Here is a 4,691-nt window from a genome sequence, read left to right on the forward strand (position 1 = left end):
TCGATATACGGGAGTGAGGGAAAGACAGAAAATGAAGAGAGTTTTGAGCATCAAGGTTCTTCTCTCAATGCGGATGGCAATATCAACATCACTGCCAAGAAAAAAGATGTGAAAATTGTTGGCTCTGATCTTGCAGGGGAAAATGTTAACCTTTCGGCAGCTCGTGATGTCAATGTGCTTGTTGGTCATAATAGCCATTCCTCAAGCTCAAAGGAAGAACGTACAGGTTTTGGGTTTCAGTTTGAAAAGAACCCTAGCGGTGCTTCTGTAGGTGTTGGAATTGCGAGCGCTAAAGACACAGGGGACCAATGGGAAAATACTTCCACACAATCACACATCACGGCACGCCAAGATGTGCAGATTACTGCTGACAATGATGTGAATTTACAAGCAACCATTGTTTCGGCGGATCGTGATGTCAACATTGATGCTGGCAATAATATCACCCTATCAGAAAGCTATGATACCTCTAACGGCAAAGAGACACATGAAAAGTCTTTTGCTGGTGTGACAACTTCCGTTGATATCGGTGTCCTTGGCACGGTACAAGGCTTAAAAGATTCAGCGGACCGTATGAATAATAAGGATGGTAACAATACAGTTATTAATGGCATATTGACCGGCATGAAAATCAATCACCTCTTTAATAAAGGAGAGAACTTTATTAATTGGCTGACTGGCAACACAGGGGAAAAGGGGAACACAACCAAAGGACTGAGTAGCTCATTAGGAGGGTTGGGGGGCTCCACCAAGGATGCTCTTGCCAATATGGCTGGTGCATCTGGCAGTGTAACCGTGGGCTTTAAAACTGAGAAAACAGAAGCCTCTTCTCAAGTCTCCACAGCGGTGACAGATAGCATAGAAGGCGGACGCGCTGTTAACATGCAAGCCCACAAAGGCAGCATTCATGGTGTTGGCGCTGATATTATTGCTGGTACCAATCCAATCTATGTGCTGGAAAATGATGCACAGAGCGGAAATATCACTATGGAAGCAGGTGAAGATATCACCTTTGAAAGTGCACAAAACACGCAAAGCACACACAACAGCAGTGAAAGTTCTTCAATGAGTGTTGGCACCGGTTATGGCACGGGTGGCGCAGGGGCAACGGGTAGTGCTGCTTTTAGTCAAGGGGAAGGTTCCAGTGAGGAAGTTCAACACAAAAACAGCCATATTATAGGCACCGGCACTGTTCATACCACGAGTGGGGCAAACACCACATTGGCAGGCGCCGTGGTTTCTGGAGAGCGTGTAGAAATGGAAGTAGGGGGTGATTTTGCCATTACCAGCCGCAGTGATACGGGACAAACTTCCAGTAAGCAAAACTCTGTTTCTGTTGGGTTTGGTGCTGGACAAACGGGTGGTGGGGGCTCCATGAGCGCTTCTTTCCAAAAGGATAAATCCTCCAGCGATTATCATAGTGTTGTGGAACAATCAGGCATCAAAGCGGGTGATGGCGGCTTTAATATCATAGTTAAAGACAAAACAACGCTGACCGGAGGCATCATTGCCAGCACCGCGCCGGCAGATAAAAACAGCCTGACCACTGGAAGCATTACCACCAGTGATATCAGCAACAGTGCCCATGCTAAAGCCAGCAGCCATGGGTTTAGCATTTCTGGGAATGATACGATAAAGAACATTGCCAAGAATGTTTTAAATCACGGCAAAGCCAAGGATGCAGCAGAAGGGGAAACCAAATCTGCTATCAGCGATGGGACTATCATTCTTACTGATACAACTGGACAGAGGGCGATGGGGCAAGATGCTGGACAAATCATTGGCTCTCTCAACCGCAACACCGCTACAGCCCACCAAGCCGTTGCACCGGTGGACGCCACATCGCTTGAGGGGATCGTTCATAATCGCGTAGATATGATCAATGATTTATCGGATGAAGGATTGGGATACTGGGACAAAGTGCGCGAAGTCGCAAATGTTAAAGAGCATCCAGTAGGTGAGATTGCGCATGATGAAAATGGCAAAGTACTCTATTTAACCGATGAAAATGGAGAACCTATAAAAGACAGCGATGGAGAATATATTACTCTGTATCACTTTTTAAATGCTGAAGATGAGCAGTATTTACAAGCTGGCTCTGATGGCAACAGGCGTATGTTCTATAATGGTATTTTTAACACACCAGATGAAGCAGCGCGTAATGCGGTTCAGTTAGCTGATAATGAGCATGAACCCCTTTATTTTACATACCACCCACAAGCTAAAGACAGGCTCGTAGAGATCGGAGTAGCGATTTATGAGTATTTTGGGAAATGGAGTAATTCGACCAAGAAGTTACAAGATTTTGTCTATCGTTATGGTAATACAGGGGCGATTGTTAGTGCGCATAGCCGTGGTAGCTTGACAGTGGGCAATGGAATGCGTGACTTTGAACAGCATGGCATTCACGGTATAGCAGAAAAAACAGATATCTATCTTTTTGGACCAGCTGATAACTCTCAATCAATAGCGAATGCACTCTATTATGTGAGTGATGGTAAAAAAGATCATATTTATTTACAAAACCATATATTCGATCCCATTGGTACAGGAATTGGTCACAATCTACCTACTTTTTATAAGGCACCCTTAAGGTTCCCTTATGCAATATTTCCACCAGCAACTCCAATGATAGAGCAAATGCGAGCGTTACGCGGCTTTAAATCTAGTACCCATAGGTGTTATGGTAATGCGGGTGATGCGTGTGAACGTGATTATGGAACACATCATAATGATAATACAAAAATTTATGCACCTCATGCAATTTTGGATAATTTAGGTTTAGGTTATTTATGGAGAAAAAAATGAATACACTGTTTAAATTATTGAGTGGGATAGTTTTATTAAGTATAGCTGGATGTGACATTGAAAACATTGACAAACCTGCTCCAGGGTACGTGAATATGTGGGAGAAGCCAGGAGCAGATTCTACTGAGGTAGGAAAAGCCTTATTAGAATGTGGAATGCCGAGTCTTATCGATCCTGATTCAGAAAATAGAGAGAGAAGCAACAATGCAAAAGCAACAACTTATGCTTGTATGATTCAAGCAGGATTCCACTATAAAGATAAATGGGGAGGAACTTGGTGTCAAAACTATAAAGCCGAAAACTTGCCCATTTGTCAGCCTGGTGCTGTCATCCCGAAGAGAAGTGTCGAAAAGCGCTTAAACAGCCCGTTTTGTAAAAGGTATAAAAATGCATCTGAATGCAAGCCTTAAGTGATGATCAACAATCCCCTATCCTTGCCTTTGCTTGGAACGGCGGGATTGTTTCCTCACGCACATTATTTAACGGATGAAGAACAACAGAATTTACAAAAAGGTTCTGATGGCAAGGTTCATGTTTTCCTCAATGGTATTCTTACAACACCAGATGAAGCAGCCCATAATGCGGTTCAGTTGGCTGATAACAAGAATGATCCGCACTATTTTCTGATGTTCCCTCATAGCGATTCGCTCTTGGTAGAGGGGTTCATTGCAGGGTATCAGTATTTTCTAGAAGGTAAGTTGGGTGCTCTGACCAATTCGACGAAGAAGTACCAGAATCTGTTGTATAGCCTTGGCAATATAGGATTGCATACTGATGCGCATAGCCGCGGCAGTATGACAGCGGGCAATGGATCGCATGATTTAGAAAAGCATGGTGTTCATGGTATAGCAAAGAAAACAACGATTAATTTCTTTGGACCAGCTTATAATACTCAAAACATGGCAGATACGTTATATATCTTAAGTGATGGAAAGCAGGATTACGTAAACTTGGAAAATCATAAAAATGACTTTGTGGGTACAAAGATTGGCAAAAATCCTTACACTTTTGAGCAAATACCTCCTGGAAGTGGTCCCTGGAAAGAGAGAGGGCAAATATTTAAAGGCTACCCCAGTGTTCATGCTTGTTATGGTCATGCAGGTTATGCGTGTACATCGCGCTATGGTTCACCTAATCGTACGCCAATTTATTCAAAATATTCAGGGAGGAAAAAATGAAGAAAATCTTGAAATTATTAAGTGGTCTCATTCTGTTAAATATCGCTGGATGTAACATTGATAAGCCTGCTCCAGGGTATTTGAGTATGTGGGAGAAAAATAGTGTTACTGATTTTACTGAGGTAGGAAAAGCTTTGTTAGAATGTGGTATGCCAACGCCTTATGATGTTGATCCAGAAAGTGAAAATATAAGCATTAATGCTAAAGCAACAATTCATGCTTGCATGCTCCAAGCAGGATTTCGTTATAAAGATAAGTTGGGAGGTAATTGGTGTTATACTTTTAGAGCCGAAAACCTTCCCATTTGTCGTCCAGGTGCTGTCATACCACAGCGCAGTGTCAAGAAGCGCTTGAACAGCCCGTTTTGTAAAAAGCATCCAGAACAACCTGAATGCGAGCCTTAAGTTTTGCTGTTTGTGATGATCAACAATCCGCCATCCTTGCCTTCACTTGGAATGGCGGGATTGTTTCCTCAACCAATCATCTCAATATTGTTCACCGTTGTTTTAAGCAGCGGTGACAGGAAATATCAACAAGCTTTCGAGCTGTTTTATCGTAAATAAATCCATTGAAAGAGGGGAAAAATGAAGAAAATCTTAAAACTGTTGAGTTGCATAGCTCTCTTAAATATAGCTGGATGTGTTAACTCAATTCCCTCACTTTCTCCAGCATTATGGAGAAATAAAATACTTTTAGAATGTGGAG

At 42.6% G+C, this 4,691-nt stretch carries 5 protein-coding genes; all 5 read left to right on the forward strand.

Annotated elements, in window-relative coordinates:
• On the forward strand, positions 1-2,808 hold a 2,808-nt coding region (locus ACFILW_RS08885; RefSeq protein WP_375685593.1), incomplete at its 5' end, for a hemagglutinin repeat-containing protein.
• The gene (locus ACFILW_RS08890) at positions 2,805-3,218 is read left to right on the forward strand and encodes a hypothetical protein (protein ID WP_375624393.1); all 414 of its coding nucleotides are present in this window, start codon (positions 2,805-2,807) and stop codon (positions 3,216-3,218) included. The genes ACFILW_RS08885 and ACFILW_RS08890, both read left to right, overlap by 4 nt.
• Positions 3,219-3,221: 3 nt before the next feature.
• Entirely contained in the window at positions 3,222-3,986 is a 765-nt protein-coding gene (locus tag ACFILW_RS08895; protein ID WP_375685594.1) for a hypothetical protein, read from the forward strand.
• Positions 3,983-4,390, forward strand: a complete 408-nt coding sequence (locus ACFILW_RS08900; RefSeq protein WP_375624506.1) for a hypothetical protein — start codon at positions 3,983-3,985, stop codon at positions 4,388-4,390. The genes ACFILW_RS08895 and ACFILW_RS08900 overlap by 4 nt, the downstream gene beginning before the upstream one ends.
• Positions 4,378-4,506 carry a hypothetical protein gene (locus ACFILW_RS08905; protein ID WP_375624504.1) on the forward strand — a complete coding sequence of 43 codons (129 nt, stop codon included), beginning with the start codon at positions 4,378-4,380 and terminating at the stop codon, positions 4,504-4,506. Before ACFILW_RS08900 ends, ACFILW_RS08905 begins: the two co-directional genes overlap by 13 nt.
• Positions 4,507-4,691: the final 185 nt, after the last annotated feature.

The organism is Bartonella sp. TT110JLCBS (genome assembly GCF_042193405.1).
Taxonomy (GTDB): domain Bacteria; phylum Pseudomonadota; class Alphaproteobacteria; order Rhizobiales; family Rhizobiaceae; genus Bartonella.